Source organism: [Clostridium] celerecrescens 18A, from assembly GCF_002797975.1.
Classification (GTDB): domain Bacteria; phylum Bacillota; class Clostridia; order Lachnospirales; family Lachnospiraceae; genus Lacrimispora; species Lacrimispora celerecrescens.
The window spans coordinates 3,183,274-3,207,874 of record NZ_PGET01000001.1; the positions used below are offsets into that span (position 1 = coordinate 3,183,274).

A 24,601-nucleotide genomic window follows, 5' to 3' on the forward strand; every position below is an offset into this window, starting at 1 on the left:
TCAACACAGCTGGCAATTAAGAAATTTGTTAAAACACCTTCTCTCAGTTCTGGTGCAGATCTCTTCTAATAATCACCGTACCATAGGATTCTATTTCGCCCGTTCCTGAAATCTCCCCAAGCAGAACCGTTCCCTCTGAAAGGCAGTCCAAAAGCTTTTGCTCCAGCGCAACCGGTTTTTGGCTGAAATTCTGCAAAATCAGATACTCATACTGTTTCGATTCCCTTGACGTCACTTCAACCTCTTCCGGTATCAGCCCCTCCACAAGAGGCTGGATTCCGGCTTCACAAGTCACCTTCCAAAATAAATCATCATAAAAATCCTGCCCGGCATCCGCGCATACATAAAAGGCAGTTCCATTCCCATAGTGATTTTTTGTAAGGGACGGGTATCCCTTATAAAAATCATTTTCATATACCATAAGGGCTTCTGCTCCGTTAAGCCGCACCAGTTCACAGAGATTACGGCACTCATACCGGTCTCCTTTTTCTCCGGATGCAGGAATCATATAATTGTTCTCCCAATCATAAAGACCATCGATTTCCGTGCTGCGAAGCCCTACCACTTCCCGGAGCCCATGGGGAACGCCTCCAAGAAAGCACCGGTCTGATTCATCCACAATTCCGGACCAATAGGTAGTTACCAGCTGTCCGCCATTGCGGACAAATCCTTCTATTTTCTCCTCAATCCCGCTGCGGTATAAGTAAAGCATGGGAGCGGCCACGAGCTGGTAATCCTCCAGGCCGTCATCCATGGTAATCACATCCACATTAAATCCCAGCTTTTTTATAGCGCTGTAGACCTTTACACAGGTCTCATGATAATAAAGTCCTTTATTTCTGGGGCCTTGTGCATCTTCCATTGCCCAGCGGTTTTCCATATCATAGATCAGGGCTGCTTTAGGCCGTACTTCTGTCCCGGACAATTCCCCCAAAAGGGCAAGCTCCTTTCCTATGGAGCTGATCTCCTCAAATACTCTGGTGTCTGTCTTTCCATAATGGTCAATGACAGCTCCGTGGAATTTTTCAGAGCTTCCCGGGCTTTGGCGGATCTGGAAATACAAGACACTGTCCGACCCGTGGGCAACTGCCTGCCAGGAAGCCAGCCTTAAAAGGCCTGGTTTTTTTAGCTTACTGACTCCCTGCCAGTTTGTGCTGCTTGGGCAGGATTCCATGAGCAGAAACGGTTTCTTCTTTAAGCTTCTCATGAAATCATGCTGCATGCCATTGTCCCTGGCCGTAAGAATCTCCTTTTCTTTGTGCCACAAAGGATAAGTGTCCCAGGAAACCACGTCCACTGCTTGAGAAAGTTTCCGGTAATTAAGTCCCTGATAGTCATACATAAAATTAGTGGTAACAGGCTGCCCGGCTCCCGCTTCCCGCAAAGATGCGGTCTCCCACCGGATAAAATCCATGGTCTGATCCGTCACAAACCGCTTCCAGTCCAGATTTAATCCATGTACCATGCTCTCTCCCATGGCGGAGGGACTTTCCACCTGGTCAAAGGACTGATAGCCGTGGCTCCAGAATGCCGTGCACCAGCTCCTGTTTAAGCGGTCGATGGAACCATACCTTTGTTCCAGCCATTTCCGGAACGCTTCCTGGCACAATGGACAGTGACACTCACCCCCGTATTCATTGGAAAGATGCCAAAGAAGAACTCCTGGATGAGAGCCAAACTCCTTTCCCAGCCTTTCATTGATCTGTTTTACCTTTTCCCTGTATACAGGAGAGGTGTAACAATGATTGTGACGTCCCCCAAAACGCTGGCGCCTCCCAGCATCATCTACCCGGAGGACCTCTGGATATTTGTCTGAAAGCCATTTGGGACGGGCACCGGATGGGGTACCCATGATGGTGTATATTCCGTTTTCATAGAGCTGGTCCAGCCGTTCCTTTAGCCAGGAAAACTCAAACTTTCCTTCCTCCGGCTCCAGAAAGGACCAGGCAAACATCCCCATGGTAACCGTATTAATCCCGGCCTTTTTCATATATTCCAAATCCTTTTCAAGGATCTCAGGCTCTTGAAGCCATTGCTCCGGGCTGTAATCCCCTCCGTGCCATATGCTAAATTTTTTCATATTTTATTACTCCTTCATAAGAATGCCGCAGCCGATTCCATATCCGGAAGCCGGCCGCGGCATCTGATTTGATTTCTTTATTTTACTGCTCCTGTGATACCTTCTGCAAAGCTTCTTTGCAGCAGGAAGAAGACGACTACCGTGGGTATGGTGCAGACCAATACGGCCAGCATGAGGATTCCATAATCGGTCACATATCCTTCCGTTAAGTTGGCCACGAGCATTGGCATGGTAATGCTGCTTGCATCGGACATGATCACCTTAGGCCAAAGGTAACTGTTCCAGGCGCTCATAAAGGTAATAGTCATAGCTGCCGCATAGGTGGAGCGCATGGTAGGAAGAAACATCCGGCAGAAAATCTGGAACTCACTTAACCCGTCAAGTCTTGCCGCCTCCATGATATCCGATGGAAAGGATCTTGCGCTCTGGCGGAACATCATAATCAGAAACGGGGTGGATATGGTAGGAAGAATAAATCCCAGGGTACTGTTTAACAGCCTTGCACTTGAAAACATCCGGTAAAGGGGAATCATAGTGGCTGCAAAGGGAACCATCATGGCCAGCAGGATCACGCTCATGACCCGGTCCTTTGCCTTGTCATGAAAGACTTCAAATCCATATCCAGCGATGGAACAGACCAGCAGGGAGATAAACGTCATAATAATGGAATACTTAAAGGAATTCCCAAGGGCTGTGGCAACATTCTGGGAAGCAAACAGCTTCTTCACATTGTCAAAAAGTGCCGTTCCGAATATCAGGGTCCCTCTGGACACATCCACGCTTTTATTGGTAGCCGCAACCATCATCCAGTACAGAGGAAACACTGAGATGACAGAAACAATGGTCAAGAATGCATATGCAAAAAACTTTTTTCCCTTAGTCACGCTTATCACCTACCTTCAGCTGTATAAATGCAAGAACTGCCACCAGAATCAGGATCAGGTAAGACATGGAAGCTGCGTACCCGAAGTTTGGCACATACTTGAATGATACATTATAAATATAGTGGGACATGGTAATAGTGGAATTGGCCGGTCCGCCGTTGGTTAAGTTCACGGACTCATCAAACAGCTGCAGGGTACCGTTGGTGGACATGATAGCCGTCAGCAGAATGGTGGGCTTTAAAAGAGGAATCGTAATCCGGAAGAAGGACTGAAACGGAGAGGCTCCGTCAATTTTTGCCGCTTCATACACGGAATACTCAATGTTTTGTAAGCCGGACAGATAGAACACCATGTTATAGCCTGTCCACCTCCAGATCAGGGCCAGGATAATTACGATCCTGGCAGAATTCGGATGACCCAGGAAGTTGTATCCTGTGGTCAATATCCCAAGCTTTATCAAAACGATATTGACCAGCCCATCCACTGCGAACAAGGAGCGGAAAATTACTGCATAGGATACCAGGGAGGTTGCACAGGGCAGAAAAATCGCAGTACGGAAAAGCCCTTTAAACCGCAGGTCTTTATTGTTCAGCAGAGAAGCAAGGACCAGAGCAGAAATAAGCATGATCGGAACCTGTATGATCAAGTAAATAAAATTGTTTTTTAGTGCCTGCATAAAAACAGGATCCTTGAACATTCTTACATAATTGGTCCCGCCTGTCCACTTCATTGCCGCGCCGATTCCTGTCTGAAAGGAAAGGAACAGTGCCTGGATCATGGGCAGAAAGCTCATAACTGCAATCAGGATGACCGCAGGTGTTAAAAATGTCCAGCCCGCAAGGCTCTGCTTCTGGCCTAAGGACAGCTTTTTCTTTGAATTTCCCACTGAAATGCCTCCTCCCACTTATTTTTATTTACCCATTGCAAACTTAACTGTATCTTCTGCTGTTTTAATCTCTGAATCAATATCAGCGCCTGAGACTACATGCGTAATGGCGGTTGCAACCGCATCACGGGCCTCATAATAATAAACACCTGTATTATTGGAAGGAACCTTTGATGCAAACTCTGTGATCTGTGCATATACCGGCTTTCCTCCAAAGAATGCCTGTGGTTCTCCATAAACCTTGCTGTCCGCTGCCGGAAGATAAGTTGCCAGTGCACCGGATTTTGGAAGAATGGTTTCATAGAAAGGAACACTTCCTGCAAAGGTCTTTGACAGGAAATCTGCCGCCAGTTCCGGATTCTTGCTTCCGGCAGTTACTGCCCAGCTGGATCCTCCGTTGTTGGAATAATTGGTTGCATCGCTTACTCCCTCAAGCTTCGGAATATTGGTAATCGCCCAATTTCCGGACTGGTCCTCTGCGGTCTGAATGCTTGCCATGATCCAGCAGCCGTTGATCGTTCCTGCCACAGTGCTGTTTGTCATAGTTCCAACATACTGATCCCAGTCATTGACTTCCACAAGCACGCCGCTCTTAACAAGGGAAACATAGGTTTCGATAACCTTTTTCAGCTTGTCATTTCCAACCATGCTTGGGTTCCCGTCTTTATCAAAGAGGCTTCCACCTGCGGACTGGAGCATGATCATGATCAGATCGGACTCTCCTGCTGTACACGATAACAGTGGTTTTCCTGTCTTTGCTAAAATATCTTCACCCATGGACTGATACTTGCTCCATGTAATATCTGTAAAATCTGCATCCGTATATCCGGCTTCTTTTAATACATCGGTACGATAGGCTGCAATTGCAGCTCCGTTATCAAAGGGAACTCCATAGTTCTTCCCATCTACAACAGAGTAAGCAGTTTTAGCAGTTGGGAACTTTGAAAAATCAACTCCGTTTCCGGTTAAATCCTTAAAAGCGTCAGGATAACTGATTACATTCTTCTGAAATGCATTATCCTGCATTAACAGAATATCAGGAAGAGTATCCAGGTTTTTAGAAGTAGCCGCCGTCGTCAGCTTGGTCTGCACGTCAGCCCAGGGCGTTTCCACTACATTCAGCTTGAAATCCGGATGATCCTTCTGGTACACCTTAGCCGCTTCTTCCATGGCATAAATGTTAAATGCAGGATCCCAGCACCAGACAGTCAGTTCGTTTGCCTTAGCCCCATCTCCTGTCTTCCCTCCTGCATTCTGTCCTGCACCGCCAGAACTCCCGCAGGCTGTCAGGGAAGCCATCATGGCTCCGGCCAGTATTATGGATGCAATTCTTCTCTTCATAGCAAAACTCCTCCTCTTTCATAAATAGTTGGCTTGTATGATAAATTCATTATACCAATGTTTTTTGATTTAAAGTCTCTAGATTCAATTAAAAAACGCGCATAAACGATCATTATTCCCTTAATCCCAGCCTTTTTGAGCGCTGATTCTGTAATGGAGCAGCTTTCCCTCATAATTTTCTTTTGATTTTTTCCATTGATAAGGGGAAATATTTAATATTTTTCTAAAATTCCGGTTAAATGCAGAAATTGAAGCAAATCCCGACTCCTCCCCAACCTCTTCCATGGATTTCCCTGTCTTTTTCAACAGTTCACAGGCATTCTGAACCCGGATTAAGTTGATATAGTCCAAAGGCTTCATATTCATTCCCTCTTCAAAAACGCGGCGGAAATGGCTTTCGCTCATGTTGCAGGCCTCTGCCAGACTGCTGACCTTTATTTCCTGGTGATAATGCGTGGCAACATAATCCAGGGCACCTGCTAAAACGGCGTCACTGCCCCTGCCTCCAACGATCCGCTCCTCATCATCGGAAAGCCGCAGAAGTTCCACCACAAAAGCATTAAGATAACCCCGTATGCTGTCTTTGTAATAAGGCTTTTTATGGCGCACTTCTTCCATAATCCCCAAAATCAGTCTGGTCAAGGAGGGATTGTCCTCTCCTGGCAGAAGGTATCCGGTACGATGGAGCCTCTTTAATATGGTGCTTTGGAGCACCGGGTCATGGCCGTATACTTCAGATACTGTTCTTTCCAGATCAATGTACATCCACTCCCAATACCCCTTTGTCCCATCCACAGTGTTCGTGGTATGAGGAAGCCTTGGCGGTACGATCATCATGGAATGGCTGGAAAAAGGAAGGTGTTCCTGCCCCAGGACCACTTCTCCGTCCCCCCAGTGGCAATATCCGATTTCCATAAGATCGTGAAAATGAAGGTATTTGATATCTTTCCCATATTCCCGGATCCAATCCTCCCCCAATAGAGCCAGAACCACTTCCGTCTCCGGAATCACATAGTAGCGCAATTCCACCTTCTCCCTTTGTTTTGCCACAAACATCTTCCCCCCTTTGGCAGATAATTTCTAAAGCAGCCGCCGTTTTATGCGGTAAAAATAGAAAAAGCATCCCCTGCCATGAAATTCTATCCTATCATGGCAGAGACTGCTCTTCTTTTGAATAATGGTTATGATATCGTGTAGATTAAATCACCAGGGAGGGCGGCGTATAAACCCTTGCCGTCAACTCCGAATCCAGCAAATATAGTCCCTTGGGATCACTTCCAAATAAGTCATATCTCTTTATAATCTCGTCCGTATTTTTTTCCTCTTCATTCTGTTCTTTTACGAACCAGTCGAGAAACTGCATGGTACGGAAATCTTTTAATTCATAAGCAGCTCCGTAAATATCATGAATGGAGGCCGTTACCTTCACCTCATGTTCATAAGCGGCCATGGCCGGCTGGCGGAAATCCGTGTAAACAAGATCAGGAGCCTTTATATCTTCCAGTACCACCTTTTCTCCATTATTAAGTAAATAATTCATAAAGAGCATGGCATGATCCCGCTCTTCCTGTGTCTGGATCTTAAACCAGTTAGCAAAACCGTTTAAATTACTGTCAGCATAATAGTTGGATATATCCAGATAGATGTATGCCGAATATAGTTCAAAATTGATCTGTTTGTTTATTTTGGCAACTATTTCTTTATTTAACAAAATCTACGCCTCCTTTTTCTTTGTTTTTTATTGATTACTTCCAATCAGATTACATTGAATGCATTAAGCTCCTCTGTAAAATGATTTATTTTATTCTAACATCTTTTACCAAATTATTCAATGATGTAATAAGAATATTTTATTTCACATAACGTCTGATAATATTCCTTTTTGATATGATTTACTTATGCATTCGGCAGTCTGATCCAATCCATATCAGATTTTTGGATAGATCCTACTCCCGCATCTGGCCCCCCATATCCCCCGTTTCTCATCATTAAGAATCTGTACAAATCCATCAGAATACTTCCCCTTTATCATAGCTATATGAGGGCTTACAGTGCATACCTCTTTCTTCTTTCCATTCATTGTCATGGCCAGCTTTCCTTCCTCTGACAGGCTCAAGGTAAAGCTCTCCCCTTCTCCCATAACATAGTCTCCCGATACGGACCTTATAAATGATTCACTCCACACATATTCCTGGTATTTCACCTGGGGGGCATGAGGGTCTTTCCCCTGATACATGCGCATAGCCCCGTCTGCAATCACTCCAGCGGAAACATCCATGGTATTGCATAGAACGATGATTCCGGCCTCATTGTCATAGGACCAGGACATGTTGGAGGACACGCCTGGAAGGCTTCCTCCATGTTCAAGGACATCCAGCCCCTCCATGGACTTCCTGCATAATCCATAGCAATACCAGCCTCCCGGTCTGTAATATTGCCGCGGCTTGCACATTTCCCTTATGGAATACTGAGAAGCAACTCGGGTTTCGTTTAATCCCTTTCCTTCATTTAGGTACATGCAAATGTATTTAAGCATATCTGAAATAGTGGATTTCATGGCTCCGCCGCCGTTTAAAACAAAGGCATTGTCATGATAATCCCTGGTCGCTCTGCGTACTCCGTCTTCCGTCGTATATAGTAAAGAAGAATTTTCATCCTTGGCTGGCTTTATAAAGTCGCAGAAGCTCCTTTCCATTCCTAAAGGAACGATGATGTGTTTCAATAAATAATCAGCAAAGGTGGGCTCGTCCCCATAATTTTTCACGATATCTGACAGAACCCCAAAACCGTCGTTGCAATAGCTCATCAGCTCTCCAGGCAGCCCGATTAAATCCGTCTGATCATCCAGGCGTGAGGCTACTCTTTTTATTCCCTCCTCGGCAAGAGCGTTCACATAAGCCAGGTCTCCTGCTTCAGACTCCTGAAGGCCCATATCCTTTGCTACCTCTTCCACCAAGATCCGGGGCTGGGGGAAAAAACCGCCGCTGTGGCATAGCAGATGCCAGATTTTCACCGGTGCTTTCTGGTTTTTGTTTGTATAAGCCGGAACATATTTGCTGACGGGATCAGACAGGCTTAACACTCCCTTTTCTGCCAGCTGAAGGATGGCAAGGCTTGTAAAGGATTTTGTTATGGAGGCGAGTCCAAAAATCGTCTGGTTATCAATTGGAAGCTTCTGCTCCTCATCACGGTAACCGAAGTATTTTTCATACTGCACCTGGCCTGCCTTGTCCACGATGGCTACTGCAAGCCCTGCCGCTCTCTGGGCGGTCATGATCTCCTCCACCAATGCTTCAAATTTCTGTTTGTTTTCCTCTGTTATTCTATTCATTTGTTTTATCCTGCCAGTCTTCTATAAGTTCAGTCACCTGTTCTGCCTGAAACTCCAAAAAGCTTAGTCCTCTGTCTTCATATTCCACTTCGCCCCTTTGATTGTCAATAGGGTCTGCCCGGAAATATTTTCTAGGTGGAATGAATTCTGACTGGGTGCCTCCATTGGCTGCCATGCGGTAAATATCCAGGTTTCCAAAGTAATAATTCCAGCGATCCACCTGCCCCATACGGTATGCACTGCCGCCAAAGGAGGGGTCTGCATACAGCCAGCCATATGGCTCTATGTAAAATTCCGCCCAGTCATGGCAGCCGGTATACACTTGGGATGCGTGAAGGCCCGACTGCCATCTGGCAGGAATCCCGGCCATACGGCACAGAGTGATAAAAAGTATAGCCTGGACGCCGCAGTCCCCCTTTAGATTCTTTGCCGCATATTCGGAAATATTATCAAGCCCTGCATACTCCCGCACAAACGAATACTTTACCCTGGTAGTGATGAAATCATAGATTTTTCTTGCAACAAGGGCAGGGTTATCCTCCCCTTCCCGTATTTCTTCCAAAATTTCCTTTAGAAAGGGAGTGAATAGAATATGGGGCGCTTGTTCCTCTGTATAAAATTCCGGTTGGGCAGCCGCTGCCTTCTTCGGATCCACCTCCACATAATCCACGGTATTTAAATAGCTGTACCTGACATAAAATTCCTGATCCTGCTTTAATTCCGTTTCAAAGCAAAGAGTTCTTTGTTCTGCATCTTCCGGTGCGATTGCAGTAATCTCCGGAGAAGCCTCAAGAATTTGGATATCCTTTACCTGTCTGCATTTGCGAGGGATAGGAATATGGACTCTTACCATTTCTCCTACCCGTTCAGACTCTTTGTTAATCCGGATGGAAGCCCTTATGACTATCTTAGCCTTTCTGCTTCCATGTTCTTTCATATAGGATACGTTGTCATTCAGCATCTTTTGCCGCAGGATACCTGCATCATCCTCTTCCCCTGCCTTCAGCCTCATTTGATAATCAGGTCTGGTCTTTATGATATTATCCAAAAACAATTTATGGAAATGAATCTCCCCATTGATATAAATCCAGTCAGCCGCAGAGGACCTTACCAGCTCATCAAGTTCACCTTCCATGACGTCTGAAAACGTCCGGCTTAACAGCTCCGCTGCCTCCTGCTTTTTATAGGGATACTCATTCTCATCCAGGATACCTATGATTTCCTTTTCCAGTTCCAGCCGCTTTCTCATGCATTCCGGCAGATAACCGGAAAGCATATGGCCGATGGCTGCTTTTGCCTCTTCTAAACAGCCTGCATTTTTAAGACGTAAAATATCATCAGGCAAAGGAATCTTTGCCCATGAAATATCATTGATCATAAGCTATACCTCCATTGTAATATGGTGGTACCGCAGCCCTTTAGCCACAATACCACCAGCCATGTTATTTTAAACCGATAAACCCGAAGCCAGGTTCTTCCGGAAGCACCAGGGTCTTAGTACATTCCGTTCCTATGCCACCCTCAAAAGGCAGATTGGACAGGGAAAAAGTTGCATCCAGATCCGCTCTGGTTATGTTCCTTACCGCAGCCCCCAGACTGGCAGCGGCAGTAATGCCAATATTTGTTTCCTCCGCCATGCAGCCCAGCATGCATTCGATACCTGCTGTCTCACAGATGGCATTGATCTTTAATGCTTCCCGGATGCCGCCGCATTTCATCAACTTGATATTAAGCACATCAATAGCTCTCCGTTTAGCAAGCCGCAGGGCATCCTTTGCGTTAAAGCAGCTTTCATCGGACATGATAAGGACTTTACTGTTTTTCGTAACATATTCAAGGCCCTCGATATCCGCAGCCTTCACTGGCTGTTCCACCAGTTCGATATCATATTCATTCAGGCGTTCAATAATCTGAAGGGCTTCCTTGGCGGACCATGCCTGATTGGCATCAATGCGGATCTTCACATCCGGCCCAACCGCTTCTCTGATCGCCTTGATCCTGGCTACATCCTCCTTAAGTCCTGTGCCCACCTTAGTCTTAATGGTATCAAAACCATTTCTCACATGAGCAGCAGCCTTTTCCGCCATGATTTCGGGTCCATTGATTCCTACGGTAATGTCGGTTTCTATTGTATTCGAATAGCCGCCCAACAGCTTGTACACAGGAAGGCCGGCCTTTTTTCCCAGGATATCATAACAGGCAATATCAATGGCAGTCTTTCCGCAGGGTGCATGGGCCGCAGCCCGGTCAAGAATCCAATAAACCTTTTCAAGATCCGTAGGATCGGTTCCAAGAAGGGACTGTTCAAAATGCTTAATGCTTTCCACAGTACCCTCCAGATTTTCTCCTGTTATCAATACACCTGGAGCACCTTCTCCATAACCGCTGAATCCTTCATCCGTTTCCACCTTTACTACCGCGCTTATGGCATGGGTAATGGTTCCCAGGGATATATGAAACGGTTCTTTTAAGGGTACCTTTACTGTCTTTACATTAATACCTGTAATTTTCATGTTCATTAACCTCCGTACATACTCTGTTATTTATTCCATTCTCCTGCAAAATGACATGCGCAGCAGTGTCCGTTTCCGTAGTCCTTCATCTCCGGTGCTTCCTTCCCGCAAATTTCCCTGGCCATAAAGCACCTGGTATGGAATACGCAGCCGGAAGGCGGATTAGCGGGGCTTGGCAGATCACCTTCCAGGATGATCTTCTCCCTCATAGTGTGGCGGTCCGGCACCGGAATTGCCGATAGCAATGCCTTTGTATAGGGATGGAGCGTGTTCTGGTACAAATCATCCTTATCGGAAATCTCTACTATATGTCCCAGGTACATGACAGCAACCCTGTCAGAAATGTGTTTAATGACGCTTAAATCATGGGAAATAAAAATATAAGCCATTCCCATCTGCTTTTGGAGCCTGCGCAAAAGATTAATCACCTGTGCCTGAATGGATACGTCAAGAGCAGATACCGGCTCATCGCAAACCATAAGCTCCGGCCGCAGTACAATAGCTCTTGCAATGCCGATCCTCTGTCTCTGTCCTCCTGAAAATTCATGGGGATACCTATTATAATATTTTGTGTTAAGTCCCACGATTTCCATGGTTTCCAAAACTCTTTTTCGTATCTCTTCCCCGCTTGTTTTCCACTGGATTTCCAAAGGCTCTGCTATGATATCACCGATGGTCATACGGGGATTTAAGGAGGCATAAGGGTCCTGGAAAATAATCTGCATTTTGCTTCTGCTCTTTCTCAGTTCCCCGCTCCTCAGCTTCATAAAATCCTGGTCCTCAAAGACAATCTCACCCGCCGTAGGTTCGAGCAACCGAAGCACAGAACGTCCCATGGTGGACTTTCCGCAACCAGACTCCCCTACCACGCCCAGGGTTTCTCCGGGATACAATTGAAAATTTACATCATCCACAGCTTTAATATACACCTTTTTTCCTGAGAAGGGGGAAGATTTTGCCGTAAACCATTTTTTTAAATGTTTCACCTCCAACAGGGGCTTTCTCGTCTCCTGGCTGTCCATTATACCTCCTCCTTCCATTGTGATTCGTATTTAAAACATCGGATCTTCCTGCCGTCCTTTTCCGTGAGTTCCGGCATCCTTTCCCCACATATGGGTTTTGCATATTCACACCTTGGACAAAAGGCGCAGCCTTTCGGCATTGAATCGTAGCTTGGAACCATGCCCTTAATGACAGGAAGCTCTTCCACCTCCCCATCCAGCCTGGGGATACAGTTCATAAGGCCTTCCGTATAGGGATGCATGGGATGATCAAAGATCTCATCCGTGGTCCCCTGTTCCACTACCTTTCCCGCATACATAACCATGACATCATCTGCCACTTCGGCGATTACCCCCAGGTCATGAGTGATCATCATGATGGAGGCGCCTGTCTTTTGCTTTAATTCATTTATCAGATCCAAAATCTGTGCCTGAATTGTGACATCAAGAGCTGTCGTCGGCTCATCACAGATTAAAAGCTCCGGATTGCAGCAAAGAGCCATGGCAATCATGACCCTCTGACGCATGCCTCCGGATAGCTGGTGAGGATACTCATCGATCCGCTTTTCCGGCAAAGGAATTTTTACCATGCGAAGCATCTCTATGGCCTTTTCACGTGCCTGCTGCCTGGATATTCCCGCCTCATGAATGATCAGGGCTTCCATGATCTGCTGTCCTACGGTGAACACAGGGTTTAAGGAGGTCATAGGCTCCTGAAAGATCATGGCAATCTTCTTCCCCCGGATCTTTCTCATCTCATCTGGGGACTTCTCTAAAAGATTTTCTCCCCGGTAGATAATTTCTCCTCCTTCAATCCTTCCCGGAGGAGTCTCTAAAAGCTGCATAATGGACAGGGAAGTAATGCTCTTACCACATCCCGATTCCCCTACAACTCCCAGGGTTTTTCCCTGTTCTATGGAAAAGGAAACATCATTCACTGCCTTTACCACGCCTGCATCTGTATAGAAATATGTTTTTAAATTTTTAACTTCAATTAATTTATTATCCATTGTTACCTCCTAATCAGGCTCTAAGCTTGGGATCCAGGGCATCTCTAAGTCCATCTCCAAAGATATTAAATGCTACAACCGTCACCATAATGGCAATTCCAGGCACGATGCTGTACACCGGAAGGAAGCTGATAAAAGATTGGGCAGAACTGATCATGTTACCCCAGCTTGGAGTAGGCGGCTGGATACCAAGGCCAAGAAAGCTTAAGGAAGCCTCATACATGATGGCATTGGGGATTCCCAGGGTCACGAGCACTATCACCGTTGATAAGCAGTTGGGAATCAGGTGCTTTGTAATGATCCGGAAGGAGGTACCGCCGCTGGCCTTGCTGGCTTCCACATACTCCTTTTCCTTCAGCTGCATGACAGAGCCTCGGATCAGTCGTGCGGTTCTCACCCAGGTCAGAAGGCCAAGGGCTATAAACAGGTTCTGGAGGCCCTGACCCATAAAGGTCATAATCGCCATGGCAAATAGAAGATCCGGGAATGCAGCAAAAATCTCCATGATCCGGGATATCAGGGTATCCACCACACCTCCGAAATAACCTGCAATGGCTCCAAGCGTGATTCCGATAACAGATGCAAGGATCTGAGCCAGGATACCAATGCTTAAGGATACCCTGGTTCCATAGATCAGACGGGATAAAATATCTCTTCCATATTCATCTGCACCCAGAAGATGCTTGGATGAGGGCGGTGCCAGAACCGAGGCATAGTCCTGGTAAGTTGGATCATAAGGGCTTACAAAAGGCGCAAACAGGGCCAGCAAAACAAGGAAAAGGATCACTCCCAGGCAGAATAAGGCCGCTTGATTCTTTTTAAGCCTCTTAAAGCTGTCCTTATAATAGCTGGAATACTCCATCTCACCATTCAGGAGCTGTTCTTCAAATTTCTTCTGTTTTGTAAAAATACTTAAAATCTTCATTAGTTCGCTCCTTTCCCATAGCGGATTCTTGGATCAATAAATGCATAAGAAATATCCACCAGCAGATTTACGATTACAAATACGAATGCAATATACATCACAGTACCTTCCAAAAGCGGCAGGTCACGGTTTGACATGGAATCTACCGCCAGCTTCCCGATTCCAGGTATGGAAAAAACTCTTTCAATTAACATAGATCCTGTCAGCATATTTCCAAGCTCTGTACCAACCAGCGTGATGATGGGAATCATGGCATTTTTCAGGGCATGCTTCATAATGACCAGACCTTCCTTTACTCCCTTGGCCCTTGCGGTTCTGATATAATCCTGCTTGATCACATCAAGCATGCTGGTGCGGGTGATACGTGCGATGCTTCCTGCATAGCGCGTGCCAAGTGCAATACTTGGAAGGATAAAAAATACAGGTCCCTCAAAACCGGAGATGGGAAGCAGGTCCAGCTTCAGGCCGAAAATGATCTGAAGAATGATGGCAATCCAGAATGATGGTGCAGATACACCAACTATGGAAATGGTCATAAGCACCGAATCGATCCATTTTCCCCGGTTAATGGCGGCGGCCATACCACAGGCCACCCCCAGGACCACAGCAAATAAAAAGGACATGGAGGCCAGCTTTACAGTTACCATAAAGCAGCGCACCAGGGCCGTTGTCACGACTTCTTTTGTAAAATAAGACTTGCCGAAATCCAAATGGATAGCACCCTTTAAAAAATTCAGATATTGCTGGGGCAGGGACACATCAAGCCCAAGCTCATGACGTACCCTGGCAATGGTCTGCGCATCTGCCCGCTTTTCAAGCATTAACTCCACAGGATCTCCCGGTACGACCTGGAGAAGAATAAAAGTAATAAGACTTATCCCAAACAATACTAACAATGTCTGGAACAGTCTTTTCGAAATATATTGAAACATATGGTTCCCCTTTTTCTTATAAAAAGGGAGTGGAAAACCACTCCCTTAAGTCACATACTCCAATTGCATTATTGTTGGATATCAGCGTTAGCGTAAAAGTTTCGGAATGTTGAATCCATAACAAGTCCTGTAATCTTTGGGTTTAAAAGATAACATTTAGACTCATTGTATATAGGTGCAATAGCATAATCCTCTCTTGAGAGAATGTGTTCAGCCTTTACATAAATTTCCTGGCGCTCTGCTTCATCCGAGGTCTGCACACCGGCCTCCATCAGTTTCTTAAATTCCTCGTTGTGCCAGAAGCTTGAAGATCGGTCTGTACGGGAATCACTTACCGGATACAGCATGCTGTCCGGATCGTTGTAATCCACATACCAGTTGCCCACTCCGGCATCCACGCCGCCGGATTTTTTCATATCAGACCATGCCGCTGAATCAACCTGTTCAATTGTAACGTTAATGCCTGCTGCCTTTGCCTGCTCCTGGAATGCGGTGGCAATGGGGATAGAGGTGGCATATTTTGTGTTTACCGTAAGCCGGAGGTCATATCCATTTGCATATCCTGCCTCTGCAAGAAGAGCCTTTGCGCCCTCTGGATCGTAAGCAAATTCCTCCTGGGAATCATCATGTCCGATGATGCCGGCAGGAATAAAGGAGCTTGCAGGCTTTGCAGTGCCATGGAAAATACTCTCACAAATCGCCTGTCTGTTGATGGACATGGAAATGGCCTGTCTTATTTTAGGATCGGAAATAGACTTAACATTAAAGGTCATGTAATATCCACCGATCGGCTGGAACATATGCATCTGATCTTTTAATTTTGGATCTGCCTGATAAACCGGATACATGTTTGTCTCCACATCCACGTAATCTATATTTCCCTTCTGGTATTCCAGAACCTGAGTATTGGCATCCTCAATGAACTTATAGCTTACACCGTCAAGCTTAGGGGCATTGCCGTAGTAGCCGTCAAATCTTGAAATCTCCACGCCCACGCCCGGGGTATAGCTGTCAAACTTAAAGGGGCCGGTACCGATCAGTTCTGTCTTTCCCCAATTATCCCCTGCCGCCTCACAGGCCTCTGCAGGATATATCCCGCAGTATGGAGTGGATAAAACAGAAACAAACGGCGTATAGACCTCTGACAACGTAATGGTAAAATGAGTATCATCAATGACTTTGATTCCGGTCAGCTCATTGGCAGAACCGTCTGCCAGAGCTTCATAGCCTTCCACCTTTTCCAAAAGGCTTCCCATGCTCTGCTTTTTTACAACCCTTTCCAGAGAGTACTTCACATCAGAGCTTTTCAGAGTTTCCCCGTTATGGAATTTAACTCCGCCGGTCAGTTCAAAGGAATAGGTAAGCATATCATCAGACAGCTCCGGCTCCTTAGCTAAAAGTGTTGGAACCACCTTTCCTCCATCAAGGGTCGTAAGAAGGGATTCCACCACATTATCCGTAACCTTCATGATAAGGCTGTATGTATATTGCTGCATATCATATGCAACCTGGGGATCCACTGCCGCTACACGGAGGATCTTTGCTCCTGTGTTTTCAGCCGCTGCGTCGGAGCCTGCCGCAGCCGTTGTTTCAGATGTTGTGGGGGAAGGGCCTGAAGAACTTCCGCAGGCGGATAATGCAGCCGCCATGGAAACAGCCAAACCCAGCGAAATAAGTTTTTTGATGTTTTTTTTCATAATTCCTCTCCTCTTAAAGTGCATAATTATGTATTATTCTGTAATAGCTACTTTCTTCAGTTTAATGACGCTACGTGTATTTGTCAATATTCTCCGGTATGCCAATAATGTATAATTATAATTCCTCAGTGTTATACCTATGAAAAAATCCAGGCTTATATTTCCACATATACATAAGAAAAGGCCGCTGCTTTGTCCCCGATTCCTCAGTGACAAAGCAGCGGCCTTTACTGGCTCAAAAAGCGCTTTTTACTTTTTAACTTTTTACTTTTTTACTTTTTTCTTCTCCCACATAGCCCAGAGCGTACCAGCCACGCAAATGGATGAGTAGCATCCGGTCAGGATACCAAAGAACATTGGAAGTGAAAACTGCAAAATAGACCCAATCTGGAAATAAACCGAAGCCGCCAGAATGATAAGCACGCAGATCCCCGTAGTACAGGACGTATTGATGGATCTTCCAAGGGTTTGGGAGGTACTTACATTTACCAGCTCATCGACCGGCATTTTTGAATCCTTCTTTCTGTTTTCACGGATTCGGTCATAGATAACGATGGTATCGTTGATGGAATAACCGATGATCGTTAGGACAACCGCCACAAAGGCATCATTTAACGGAATCCGGAACAACACGAATACAAAGAATACCACAGCCACATCATGGATCAGTGCGATCAATGCAGTAACTCCTGCCGGAAGACCGGATATGGCAGAGAACCGGATCCAGACGTAGATAACAATGAAAAGCAGAGATAATATAATGGCAACCACTGCGTTTTTCAGTGCTTTCGCTCCGATATAAGGCTCAACCACATAGGTCTCTGACAGCTTTGCATCTACCTTGTCGGAGGTGCTGTTTATAGCATCCGTTACCTTTGTCTGATCTTCCGGAGACATACCCGCATTTCCTGCAAGTGTGACGGAAAGTCTCTTAAGTCCGGTCATGTTATCTTCCTTGATCTGAACCGTAACCGGCCGGTTTGTCTGCTTCTCAATAGCGGCCTGGATCTTACCGGTTTCCGCTTCGTCTGATACGGAATAGCTTAATACCGCACCTCCGGTAAACTGGGTATCCAACTTTACTCCAAAAACGAAGCAGCCTGCAATTCCGGAAAGAATAATCACCCCGGAGATGATACCGAAAATATATTTCTTCTGATAGAATGGTATGATTTTTTTATCTTTTCTGATCCGGAACCATTTATTATCATTCCATGGATTATTCTTAATCAGGGATAATAAAAGCTGCTTGGAAACAGAAACACCTACCAAGAGGTTCACGATCATACCGATTAGTAAAGTATAACCAAAGCTCAGCATGGTACCTGAACCTAAAAACATCAGGATCACTGCAACAATGGCTGTGGTCACATTTCCGTCTAAAACAGACGAGAACGCATTTTTATATCCGGTCAATACTGCGCCTTTAACAGAAATTCCCTTTTTTAGTTCATCCGAGATACGTTCTGAAATAATAATATTCGTATCCACCGCCATACCTATGGTAAGGATAATACCGGCGATACCTGGGAGGGTTAAGGTATACTGGGGAATAGATACAGCAAGCATCTGCAGAACCGTTTGCAGAACCAGTGTAACACAGGCAACGGCACCTGGCAGCTTGTAAAATACAAGCATAAACAAACAGATCACTAAAAACGCAGCCATTCCTGCATATATCATGATCGATAAAGCATTGTTGCCAAGAGAAGGGCTTATGGTGGAGAAATTGGTGGTCTTAAGGGAAAATGGAAGAGAGCCTGCATTGATCTTCTCAGCCAGATTCTTTGCATCATCATAATCCTGCATTCCTGTAATAACGGCCTGTCCGCCTGATATCTTAGTCTGTACCGTCGGGCTGGAAATCAGATCCTGATCCATGTATATGCTCATCCGTTTTCCGATCAGCTTCCCTGTCGCATCTTCAAACAGCTTGGAGCCTTCTGCGTTAAAGCTAAGAGCTACCTGATAGCTCTTGATCCCGTTGTTATTTGCGGTCTCAGGGGCTGCGTTCTGCACATCTTTTCCCCGAATCAGCACATTACCATCAGGATCCCGGAATGTAAGCTCTGCCATCTCACCTAACTCCGCAATGGCCTCCTCCGGGTTAAAATTGGTCTCCCCGGATTTCCATGGGAACCGGACGATGATATATCCTCCGTCCTTATCCACAGTCACCTCGCGGTCAACGATATTCTGGTTATCCATACGGGTCTCTATGACCTGTCTGGCTGTATCAAGTTCCTTTTCTGATGGGCTGCGGTCAAGTCCCTGGGGTTCAAAGACTGCTTCCACTCCTCCGCGGATATCAATGCCGTAACGCATTTCACGTACGCCCTTAATACCGCTTCCGGCCCCAAATGCCGCAACATAAATGAGAGCCGCAATTACTATTAAAATTGCAGCAAGCATTTTCTTTCCTGGCTTCATAGGTTATCCTCTTTTCTTATTAATATTTTAAATACTTTTTAAATTTCAGCCCTTACTCCTTTCTCACCATCCGAATCATGGATGTACCTGATCAGATACTCTCTGCCGGCAGCCCCCTCCTTCATCAACATGGTTCGTTCCGACCATAAAACAAGCGGGGCAATCAGGAATAATTCTTTGACCACCAGATACTTTAATGGTAAGATTCCGATTAAGTACCTGCTCCAGGCATCAACCAGAGTTTCACCCGCAGCCTCTTCCTCTAAGGCCCCCGGAAATTCAGCGACCGCGTCATTCTTTTTCGGATGAGTATATCCCTTTGGCAGGGCCTGCGTTATAATCAAAAGGGCCTGTCCAGGATTCCAGTCCATGCCCAGCACATTCAGTTCTCCAAAAAGCAAAGCAATACAACATAACAGTGCCAGTATCCGGCTGACAGACCTGGTTTTCTTTACCTGGTATTTCAATGGTACTCCTCCTGCGGCAGCCGCATCATAAAACATAATAATCGGATGATATCCTGTTGCATTGTACTACAATTTTTAGCGAAACACAACCCTGGTCTTATGGAAAATGCCATATTCATGGCGTAGTTTTTTCAGGACAGAATTTTTTTCAGAATTTGTTCCAGCGAACCTTTTTCTTCCTCCGTGAGCGGGGAAAAAATACTGTCATTTTCCCTCTTCCACTCCCCCATATGTTCTTTGGCCGCCTCGAATCCCTTACCGGTAAGTGAGATCTTTATGTCTCTTCCTTCCTCCTGCTTCCGGCTGACACAGCCCTTTTTCTCCAGCTTTTGCAAAGCTTCCTCCAGTTCCTTAAAAAGCATCCCGGAATTTTCCTTAATCTCCTTTTGTGTCAGGTCACCTTTTTCAGCCAATTCTGCCATTATATAAAGCCTGGCCCCTTTCCCGCCCTGCTTCCTGGCTTTTCGCTCAGGCAGCAGAAGGCTGACATTCTGAAAAAGACGCATCAGCCTGAGTTCAGACTGGATATCTTTCCATTCATCTGTTTCAGGAACCATGGCTGTTTCCTTTTTTCCTTCTTTTTCCTTCTTTTCTTCCTTTTTTCTCTTTTCTGCTAATGCTCTTCCCTTTCCGCAGTGGGGAGCTTTTAAAGAACAATGTCTTTTGCAGTATGGGCAGTGCTCTTCTGAAAGTATATCATTTTTCATTCCGGTTCCTCCATTTGTGATTTTTAAAATCATTTCCCAATATTGCAATGCTTACCATTCTCCTTAAATCTCCAGTAATGGCCTTGATCCGATCCGTTACCATTACAATTCTCCTAACTATTTTATTACTACTTTTTTATTTATGCAAGAGTAAGATCCTCGAGGCTACTGTTACGGGTACCATTAGTGAAATTGTACAACTTTTAAAAATTCAGTTGCAATTCATTTTATATCATTGTACTGTGAAAAAGGATCGGTCCTAATACAAGGAAAGAAGGAAATACAATGACTTTTAAAATAGAACAGATTGCCCCCTGCTCCATGGCTTATATCAGGCATACCGGCCCTTATGGTCCGGGCAATATAGAGACCATGGAACGTTTAAAGCACTGGGCAAAGTCCAGGAATTTATTGAACGGCCATTCCGTAATTCTGGGTATCGCCCAGGATAATCCCCAGATGATATCACCCGAAATGTGCCGGTATGATGCCTGTATCCTCCTGCCGGACGGATACCCTGATTGTGGCTCTTTTGAAGACTCTTCCACTGAAAAAGAGGTTCACATAGGCAGCATCACCGGAGGCAGGTATGGAGTCTTTACCATAGGCCATACAGCCGAGGCAGTTAAACAGGCCTGGGAAGAAGTTTTCCAGCGGCTTTTTGCAGAAAGCTATATTCCTGATTCTTCACGGCCGATTTTAGAGCGTTATAAGTCAGAGCTTATAGAGCGGCACCTTTGTGAAATCTGTATCCCAGTTCTTTAAATCCTGCTGGAAGATTCAGCACGGTAATAGCTTATGAAGCAGCCAGAAGGTCCCCGTGAAGTGCTAAAACGGATGGGTCCGATAGCCAGAAAAGAAAACAGAAAGAAAGGGCGAAGCCTGAAAAGACTTCGCCCTAATCTGCTCTACTGTTATTCACCAAATACTGCTTTATAATCCGCCTTGAATTTCTCAATTCCCTGATCGGTCAGCGGGTGCTTTACCATCTGTACCAGTACACTGTAAGGCACGGTAGCAATGTCGGCTCCTGCCTTTGCACAGTCAATGACATGGATCGGGTTGCGGACGCTGGCTGCAATGATTTCTGTCTCAATTCCGTGTTCCTTAAAAATATCCATGATGTCACAAATCAAATCAATACCCGGCATGGAGATGTCATCCAGACGGCCTAAGAAGGGTGAAACGTAGGTTGCGCCTGCGCGGGCAGCCAAAAGTGCCTGAGCAGCAGAAAACACCAGTGTTACATTGGTCTTGATTCCTTCTGCAGTCAACACCTTAACGGCTTTTAATCCTTCCACGGTCATTGGGATCTTAACAACCATATTGGGATGGATCGCTGCGATTTCACGGCCCTCTGCGATCATGCCTTCTGCATCCTCCGTTGTCGCTTTCACTTCTCCGCTGATGGGTCCATCCACGATAGAAGTGATTTCTTTGATGACTTCAACGAAATCCCTGCCTTCTTTGGCAATCAGGGAAGGATTCGTGGTAACACCGCAGATGATGCCCATATCGTTTGCTTTCTTTACGTCTTCCGTATTTGCTGTATCGATAAAAAATCTCATGGCAATTCTCCTTAAATGTTATATTTATTCATAACTAGCCAACTTTGCAAAATTCAATCTTCTCTCCATTCGGTCCCTGAAAAAGAAAGAAGCGATTGGTGAGAGGGGCAAACATCTGGTTGGATTCTATTCCATCGGATAAAAGTTTATGTCCCTGGGCCACGATTTCCTTGTATGCTTCATCCAGGTTCTCGCAGGTTAAGGCTATATGATCGATGTTTCCGATGGGCTTTATCTCCTGGCGTCTTGGATAGAATTCTATGACACAGGTCCCGCATTGCAGCATTCCCCGGATTCCTCCATCCACCAGTCTGGTAAATCCCAGATTCTCGTAGAAGGCTATGGTTGCTTCCGGTTCATCCGTGGGAATTGCCACATGGGCAACTCCCGATGGTTTATTTTTCAGCATAAGAAACCTCCTATGCCAGCAGGCTCTTTACATATTCAGCAATGGATTCATCCTTGCAGTTTGCGAAGAACAGTTCACCAAACTTCTCGCCGCCAACGGCTCCCTTTACCAGTTCCTGGTCAAGTCCCTTTAAGCAGGTCAGGATATCCTTTAAGTTATTTTCTCTTACCACATCTAAGATTTTCTTATTTCTCTGCTCCGGAATGGCTCTCTCTCTTGGATATCCCTGTCCGCTTTCTTCAGAGAATAGTTTTTCAAATGTATATTCAAGATTCAGTTCTGCACCCCAGCCAAAGCCTTTTGCAAACGGCATGGCGATCGCATTGCCGTCGTTGATCTGTGCAAACATATACCCGTCGCTTGGATCACACACATGACCGCAGATCACGCCCGGGAAGCTGTTTAATGCCAGCATGGCACCTTCGCCGGTTCCGCATCCGGTAATTACATAATCTGCTGCGCCGGAGTTTAAAAGGATGGCTGCCAGGATTCCGTTCTGTACATAAGTCAGGGAATTGCTGTCCTCAGCGGAATACATGCCATAGTTATCCACTGTATAGCCCTTTGTATCTGCAACCTTCTTTAAGCTGTTGTAAATCATTTCGTTTTTAGCCGCCTGGCTGTTCTCATTAATTAATGCGATTCTCATGCTTCCAACACTCCTTTTATCTGATTATATACTTGTTTCTCACTCAGTCCGTATTCCTCTAAAAGCTCTTCCGGTTTTCCGGACTGGCCGAACCGGTCCTGTACACCGATCTTCTTAAATGTTACATTACAGCTGTTTTCCAGAAGAACATCACCAACTGCATCTCCAAGACCGCCGATGACGCTGTGTTCTTCCACGGTTATTACATTCTTACACATCTCAGCATATTTCAAAATGCACTCCCTGTCAATAGGCTTAATGGTATGCATATTGACAACAGTGACGGATTTTCCTTCTGCCTCTAGCTTCTTTGCACATTCCAGTACGGTGGACACCATGATGCCGCAGGCAAATACCACTGCATCCTTACCTTCTTTTAATACGTTAGCCTTTCCGATTACAAAAGGCATATCCTCTTCAAACACCGGACTTGGAAGTCTTGCCAGACGAAGATAAGCCGGTCCCTGCATTTCTGCAACTGCCTTTACGGCGCGGTGGGTTTCGCTTGCATCACAGGGAACGATCACGGTCATGCCAGGAATTACCCGCATAAGAGCCATATCTTCTATGGCCTGGTGGCTTCCGCCGTCTTCCCCAAGTGTGATTCCGGAATGGGTCATACCCAGCTTTACATTAAAATTAGGGTAAGCAACACCATTTCTTACCTGCTCATAAGCCCGTCCGGCACCAAATATGGCAAAGGTACTGCAGAAAGGTATGTATCCCATGGTAGAAAGGCCCGCACTCATATCAACCATGTTTGCTTCTGCAATGCCTGCATTAAAAAACCGTTCCGGGAACTTTTCTGCAAAGGTCGCAGTCATGGTGGCATGTGCCAGATCCGCATCCATTACAACAACTTTCTCATTTGCTTCGCCAAGTTCAGCAAGCGCTTCCCCATATGCCACTCTAATTGCTTTCATTTCACTCATGTCATTAACCCTCCAGTTCCTTTAATGCCTGCTGTCTTTCTGCTTCACTTGGTGCCTTACCGTGCCAGCCTACCTGGTTTTCCATAAAGGAAACGCCTTTTCCTTTTACAGTGTGCGCCAGGATGCATTTTGGCTTTCCTTCCATGGTGCTGATGGAGTATGCTGCCAGAACTTCTTCCAGATTGTTACCGTCCGGAAGTTCCAGTACATGAAATCCAAAAGCTTTAAATTTGGAAGATAAATCACCGAGGGACATAACCTGTTCATTGCTTCCGTCGATCTGAAGACCGTTGTTATCAATGATGATCGTAAGATTGTCCAGATGATAGTTGGCTGCTGCCATGCATGCCTCCCAGACCTGTCCTTCCTGAAGTTCTCCGTCTCCTAGCAGGGTATATACTTTTGTATCCTTATTCTGAGCCTTTGCCCCAAGTGCCATTCCTACGGCAATGGAGATTCCCTGTCCCAGAGAGCCGGTGGAAGCATCGATTCCGGGAACCTTTTTTGCATCCGGATGTCCCTGAAGAATGCTGTGGAGCTGACGGAAGTTCTTGAACTCTGCTTTGTCAAAAAAGTCCATCTCACCTAATACCGCATAATAGCAGGGAGCTGCATGTCCCTTGCTCAGTACAAAGCGGTCCCGGTCCTCATTGTCCGGATCCTTTGGATCTACCCGCATCTGTGTATAAAACAGTGCTGCCATCAGCTCTACCGCTGATAAAGAACCGCCTGGATGGCCGCTGGCCGCATCAGCTGTCATATTAATAATATCCTTTCGGATATCCCTGCATTTCCCTTTTAATTCCACAATATCCATCATGTTCTTATGCCTCCGTCTA

At 45.7% G+C, this 24,601-nt stretch carries 23 protein-coding genes; 1 reads left to right on the forward strand and 22 read right to left on the reverse strand.

Going from position 1 to position 24,601, the window contains the following annotated elements:
* Nucleotides 1–43: 43 nt before the first annotated feature.
* The 17 genes from H171_RS14585 to H171_RS14665 form a co-directional block, all read right to left on the reverse strand.
* Entirely contained in the window at nucleotides 44–2,080 is a 2,037-nt protein-coding gene (locus tag H171_RS14585) for a beta-galactosidase (protein ID WP_100305805.1), read from the reverse strand.
* 77 nt (nucleotides 2,081–2,157) lie between these two features.
* Nucleotides 2,158–2,964: a carbohydrate ABC transporter permease gene (locus tag H171_RS14590; RefSeq protein ID WP_242976966.1), complete on the reverse strand. Its 807-nt coding sequence runs from the start codon at nucleotides 2,962–2,964 to the stop codon at nucleotides 2,158–2,160.
* Entirely contained in the window at nucleotides 2,957–3,850 is an 894-nt protein-coding gene (locus H171_RS14595) for a carbohydrate ABC transporter permease (RefSeq protein WP_100305806.1), read from the reverse strand. The genes H171_RS14590 and H171_RS14595 overlap by 8 nt, the downstream gene beginning before the upstream one ends.
* 24 nt (nucleotides 3,851–3,874) lie before the next feature.
* Nucleotides 3,875–5,191 (reverse strand): ABC transporter substrate-binding protein, encoded by a 1,317-nt coding sequence (locus H171_RS14600; RefSeq protein WP_100305807.1) that lies wholly within the window; start codon nucleotides 5,189–5,191, stop codon nucleotides 3,875–3,877.
* 120 nt (nucleotides 5,192–5,311) lie between these two features.
* Entirely contained in the window at nucleotides 5,312–6,241 is a 930-nt protein-coding gene (locus H171_RS14605) for an AraC family transcriptional regulator (protein ID WP_157803166.1), read from the reverse strand.
* 148 nt (nucleotides 6,242–6,389) lie between these two features.
* Nucleotides 6,390–6,902 carry a ferritin gene (locus tag H171_RS14610; RefSeq protein WP_100305809.1) on the reverse strand — a complete coding sequence of 171 codons (513 nt, stop codon included), beginning with the start codon at nucleotides 6,900–6,902 and terminating at the stop codon, nucleotides 6,390–6,392.
* 216 nt (nucleotides 6,903–7,118) lie between these two features.
* On the reverse strand, nucleotides 7,119–8,522 hold the full coding sequence (locus tag H171_RS14615; RefSeq protein WP_100305810.1) for a serine hydrolase domain-containing protein: 1,404 nt from the start codon (nucleotides 8,520–8,522) through the stop codon (nucleotides 7,119–7,121).
* Nucleotides 8,515–9,900, reverse strand: coding sequence for a transglutaminase-like domain-containing protein (locus H171_RS14620; protein WP_100305811.1), 1,386 nt, complete (start codon nucleotides 9,898–9,900; stop codon nucleotides 8,515–8,517). The genes H171_RS14615 and H171_RS14620 overlap by 8 nt, the downstream gene beginning before the upstream one ends.
* A 64-nt stretch (nucleotides 9,901–9,964) precedes the next feature.
* Nucleotides 9,965–11,035 (reverse strand): dipeptide epimerase, encoded by a 1,071-nt coding sequence (locus tag H171_RS14625; RefSeq protein ID WP_100305812.1) that lies wholly within the window; start codon nucleotides 11,033–11,035, stop codon nucleotides 9,965–9,967.
* 26 nt (nucleotides 11,036–11,061) lie between these two features.
* A complete protein-coding gene (locus tag H171_RS14630) occupies nucleotides 11,062–12,057 on the reverse strand; it encodes an ABC transporter ATP-binding protein (protein ID WP_100305813.1) in 996 nt (331 codons plus the stop codon).
* Nucleotides 12,057–13,046, reverse strand: a complete 990-nt coding sequence (locus tag H171_RS14635; RefSeq protein ID WP_100305814.1) for an ABC transporter ATP-binding protein — start codon at nucleotides 13,044–13,046, stop codon at nucleotides 12,057–12,059. Before H171_RS14635 ends, H171_RS14630 begins: the two co-directional genes overlap by 1 nt.
* A 13-nt stretch (nucleotides 13,047–13,059) precedes the next feature.
* A complete protein-coding gene (locus H171_RS14640; RefSeq protein ID WP_100305815.1) occupies nucleotides 13,060–13,971 on the reverse strand; it encodes an ABC transporter permease in 912 nt (303 codons plus the stop codon).
* Nucleotides 13,971–14,903, reverse strand: coding sequence for an ABC transporter permease (locus H171_RS14645; RefSeq protein ID WP_025231623.1), 933 nt, complete (start codon nucleotides 14,901–14,903; stop codon nucleotides 13,971–13,973). The genes H171_RS14640 and H171_RS14645 overlap by 1 nt, the downstream gene beginning before the upstream one ends.
* A 68-nt stretch (nucleotides 14,904–14,971) precedes the next feature.
* Nucleotides 14,972–16,600, reverse strand: coding sequence for an ABC transporter substrate-binding protein (locus tag H171_RS14650; protein ID WP_100305816.1), 1,629 nt, complete (start codon nucleotides 16,598–16,600; stop codon nucleotides 14,972–14,974).
* A gap of 264 nt (nucleotides 16,601–16,864) precedes the next feature.
* Nucleotides 16,865–19,030 carry a protein translocase subunit SecF gene (gene secF / locus H171_RS14655; RefSeq protein ID WP_100305817.1) on the reverse strand — a complete coding sequence of 722 codons (2,166 nt, stop codon included), beginning with the start codon at nucleotides 19,028–19,030 and terminating at the stop codon, nucleotides 16,865–16,867.
* A gap of 38 nt (nucleotides 19,031–19,068) precedes the next feature.
* A complete protein-coding gene (locus H171_RS14660; protein ID WP_100305818.1) occupies nucleotides 19,069–19,497 on the reverse strand; it encodes a hypothetical protein in 429 nt (142 codons plus the stop codon).
* A 131-nt stretch (nucleotides 19,498–19,628) separates the two neighbouring features.
* On the reverse strand, nucleotides 19,629–20,204 hold the full coding sequence (locus H171_RS14665) for a MarR family winged helix-turn-helix transcriptional regulator (RefSeq protein ID WP_100305819.1): 576 nt from the start codon (nucleotides 20,202–20,204) through the stop codon (nucleotides 19,629–19,631).
* A gap of 285 nt (nucleotides 20,205–20,489) precedes the next feature.
* Between H171_RS14665 and H171_RS14670 the strand changes: the two genes are divergently transcribed.
* Entirely contained in the window at nucleotides 20,490–20,969 is a 480-nt protein-coding gene (locus H171_RS14670) for an AraC family transcriptional regulator (RefSeq protein WP_100305820.1), read from the forward strand.
* A gap of 149 nt (nucleotides 20,970–21,118) precedes the next feature.
* Here H171_RS14670 and fsa read toward each other — a convergent pair whose 3' ends face one another.
* The 5 genes from fsa to H171_RS14695 are packed head-to-tail and all read right to left on the reverse strand — an operon-like array spanning nucleotide 21,119 to nucleotide 24,579.
* On the reverse strand, nucleotides 21,119–21,772 hold the full coding sequence (fsa, locus tag H171_RS14675; protein ID WP_100305821.1) for a fructose-6-phosphate aldolase: 654 nt from the start codon (nucleotides 21,770–21,772) through the stop codon (nucleotides 21,119–21,121).
* Nucleotides 21,773–21,806: 34 nt separating this feature from the next.
* The gene (locus H171_RS14680; protein WP_100305822.1) at nucleotides 21,807–22,181 is read right to left on the reverse strand and encodes a VOC family protein; all 375 of its coding nucleotides are present in this window, start codon (nucleotides 22,179–22,181) and stop codon (nucleotides 21,807–21,809) included.
* A 10-nt stretch (nucleotides 22,182–22,191) separates the two neighbouring features.
* Nucleotides 22,192–22,830, reverse strand: coding sequence for an RpiB/LacA/LacB family sugar-phosphate isomerase (locus H171_RS14685; protein WP_054790654.1), 639 nt, complete (start codon nucleotides 22,828–22,830; stop codon nucleotides 22,192–22,194).
* Nucleotides 22,827–23,762, reverse strand: coding sequence for a transketolase family protein (locus tag H171_RS14690; RefSeq protein WP_100305823.1), 936 nt, complete (start codon nucleotides 23,760–23,762; stop codon nucleotides 22,827–22,829). The genes H171_RS14685 and H171_RS14690 overlap by 4 nt, the downstream gene beginning before the upstream one ends.
* 4 nt (nucleotides 23,763–23,766) lie before the next feature.
* Nucleotides 23,767–24,579 carry a transketolase gene (locus H171_RS14695; protein WP_100307541.1) on the reverse strand — a complete coding sequence of 271 codons (813 nt, stop codon included), beginning with the start codon at nucleotides 24,577–24,579 and terminating at the stop codon, nucleotides 23,767–23,769.
* Nucleotides 24,580–24,601: the final 22 nt, after the last annotated feature.

What these genes read in the sequence shown, in the direction of transcription:
- H171_RS14585 (WP_100305805.1), bottom strand. Translation starts at nt 2,080, where the DNA reads ATGAAAAAATTTAGCATATGGCACGGAGGGGATTACAGCCCGGAGCAA.
- H171_RS14600 (WP_100305807.1), bottom strand. Translation starts at nt 5,191, where the DNA reads ATGAAGAGAAGAATTGCATCCATAATACTGGCCGGAGCCATGATGGCT.
- H171_RS14615 (WP_100305810.1), bottom strand. Translation starts at nt 8,522, where the DNA reads ATGAATAGAATAACAGAGGAAAACAAACAGAAATTTGAAGCATTGGTG.
- H171_RS14620 (WP_100305811.1), bottom strand. Translation starts at nt 9,900, where the DNA reads ATGATCAATGATATTTCATGGGCAAAGATTCCTTTGCCTGATGATATT.
- H171_RS14625 (WP_100305812.1), bottom strand. Translation starts at nt 11,035, where the DNA reads ATGAAAATTACAGGTATTAATGTAAAGACAGTAAAGGTACCCTTAAAA.
- H171_RS14630 (WP_100305813.1), bottom strand. Translation starts at nt 12,057, where the DNA reads ATGGACAGCCAGGAGACGAGAAAGCCCCTGTTGGAGGTGAAACATTTA.
- H171_RS14635 (WP_100305814.1), bottom strand. Translation starts at nt 13,046, where the DNA reads ATGGATAATAAATTAATTGAAGTTAAAAATTTAAAAACATATTTCTAT.
- H171_RS14640 (WP_100305815.1), bottom strand. Translation starts at nt 13,971, where the DNA reads ATGAAGATTTTAAGTATTTTTACAAAACAGAAGAAATTTGAAGAACAG.
- H171_RS14645 (WP_025231623.1), bottom strand. Translation starts at nt 14,903, where the DNA reads ATGTTTCAATATATTTCGAAAAGACTGTTCCAGACATTGTTAGTATTG.
- H171_RS14650 (WP_100305816.1), bottom strand. Translation starts at nt 16,600, where the DNA reads ATGAAAAAAAACATCAAAAAACTTATTTCGCTGGGTTTGGCTGTTTCC.
- secF (WP_100305817.1), bottom strand. Translation starts at nt 19,030, where the DNA reads ATGAAGCCAGGAAAGAAAATGCTTGCTGCAATTTTAATAGTAATTGCG.
- H171_RS14665 (WP_100305819.1), bottom strand. Translation starts at nt 20,204, where the DNA reads ATGAAAAATGATATACTTTCAGAAGAGCACTGCCCATACTGCAAAAGA.
- H171_RS14670 (WP_100305820.1), top strand. Translation starts at nt 20,490, where the DNA reads ATGACTTTTAAAATAGAACAGATTGCCCCCTGCTCCATGGCTTATATC.
- fsa (WP_100305821.1), bottom strand. Translation starts at nt 21,772, where the DNA reads ATGAGATTTTTTATCGATACAGCAAATACGGAAGACGTAAAGAAAGCA.
- H171_RS14680 (WP_100305822.1), bottom strand. Translation starts at nt 22,181, where the DNA reads ATGCTGAAAAATAAACCATCGGGAGTTGCCCATGTGGCAATTCCCACG.
- H171_RS14685 (WP_054790654.1), bottom strand. Translation starts at nt 22,830, where the DNA reads ATGAGAATCGCATTAATTAATGAGAACAGCCAGGCGGCTAAAAACGAA.
- H171_RS14690 (WP_100305823.1), bottom strand. Translation starts at nt 23,762, where the DNA reads ATGAGTGAAATGAAAGCAATTAGAGTGGCATATGGGGAAGCGCTTGCT.
- H171_RS14695 (WP_100307541.1), bottom strand. Translation starts at nt 24,579, where the DNA reads ATGGATATTGTGGAATTAAAAGGGAAATGCAGGGATATCCGAAAGGAT.